This window comes from Desertihabitans aurantiacus, from assembly GCF_003344635.1.
Taxonomy (GTDB): domain Bacteria; phylum Actinomycetota; class Actinomycetes; order Propionibacteriales; family Propionibacteriaceae; genus Desertihabitans; species Desertihabitans aurantiacus.
The window spans coordinates 1-1,461 of the sequence record NZ_QPKK01000482.1 but is presented as its reverse complement, the minus strand read 5'-3'; the positions used below and the strand labels follow the sequence as shown (position 1 = coordinate 1,461).

General features: G+C 76.8%; 2 protein-coding genes. Both read left to right on the top strand.

Annotation, left to right across the window (positions count from 1 at the left end; all coding sequences use genetic code 11):
* Window positions 1–421, top strand: a 421-nt coding sequence (locus DVA66_RS20385; protein WP_114561573.1) for an LPXTG cell wall anchor domain-containing protein, incomplete at its 5' end; no start/stop codon positions are given.
* A 132-nt stretch (window positions 422–553) separates the two neighbouring features.
* On the top strand, window positions 554–1,461 hold a 908-nt coding region (locus DVA66_RS20380; protein WP_198672008.1), incomplete at its 3' end, for a sigma-70 family RNA polymerase sigma factor.

Below are 1,461 nucleotides of genomic sequence, written 5' to 3'. Positions count from 1 at the left end.
GCCCACGCCTGAGCCGACGCCCACGCCTGAGCCGACGCCCACGCCTGAGCCGACGCCGACCCCTGAGCCGACGCCGACCCCTGAGCCGACGCCCACGCCTGAGCCGACGCCCACGCCTGAGCCGACGCCGACCCCTGAGCCGACGCCCACGCCGGGCCCGGACGAGGCCACGGCGACGCCGAGCGCTCCCGCACCCGCTCCGCAGGACCCGTCCGCGGAGCCCGAGCTGGGCGGCACCGGTGAGGTCGGGCCCGGGGACGGCAACGGGGACGCCGGCGCCGGGGACGGGTCCCGGGGCTCGGAGGAGCCGCTGGCCCAGACCGGTGGCGACGGGCCCGGGGTGCTCCTCCTGGGGGTGCTGACCCTGGTCCTCGGCAGCATCGTGGTGCTGCTGGGCCGGAGCCGGAGGCAGTCGTCCTGATCGCAGGACACCGGCAGACCGGGGGACCGGCGGCTCTTGGCCGCCGGTCCCCGCTCTGCCATCATGATCATGGCGTCCCCGGGCCACCAGTTCCCCCTGCCCGGGTCCTGGTGTTCCGAGAGGCGGTCTGCCGTGGCTGAGCTGCTGCCCGAGATCAGCGACGCCACGCTCATCGAGGAGATCCGTCGCGGCGGCATGGACGCCGCGGCCGAGCTCTACGCCCGACACCACGAGTCCGCCTCCCGGTTCGCGACCGGCCTGGCCGGCCGGTCCGACGCCGAGGACCTGGTGTCGGAGGCCTTCGCGCGGACGCTGACGCAGCTGCGCGACGGCGGCGGCCCCGACACCGCGTTCCGGCCCTACTTCCTCACCGCCGTCCGCAACACCTGGACGTCGCGGGCCCGCAAGGACGCCCGGGTCACCTGGCTGGAGGACTACCACGGCGTCGAGCAGAGCCCGACGGTGGCGGCCACGCCGGAGGAGATGGAGCAGAGCCTCGACCTGGAGGTGCTGCGCCGGGCCTTCGGCGAGCTGCCCGAGCGCTGGCAGCTGGTGCTCTGGCACACCGCGGTGGAGGGTGATCCGCCAGCCACGGTGGCGCGCCTGCTGGGCACCAGCGCGGGAGCCGTCTCCGCGTTGGCCTACCGAGCCCGCAAGGGGCTGGCCGCGGCCTACCTCGAGGCGCTGCTGGACAGTGCGGTGGCGGAGGAGTGCCGGGCGGTCCGACCGCTGCTGCCGGCGCACGAGCGCGACGAGCTGACCCCGGACGAGCGGCGACGGGTCGAGCAGCACCTGGCCGAGTGCGACGACTGCTCGGAGTCGCGGGTGCAGGTGCTGGCCCTGCTCGGCCGGGGCGCCGGGATCGCGCTGGGGATGGTCGTGCTCGGCTCCGCCGGCGGGCTCGTGCACGCCCTGTCCGGAGCCCCCGCCACCACGGCCGTGGCCGCTCCCGTGGGAGCCGACTCCTCCTCGGGCGCCGGCGCCGCACAGCCGGCCGGCGGCGCGGTCCGGGCCGCGTCCCGGGTCGGCCGGCTCACGGC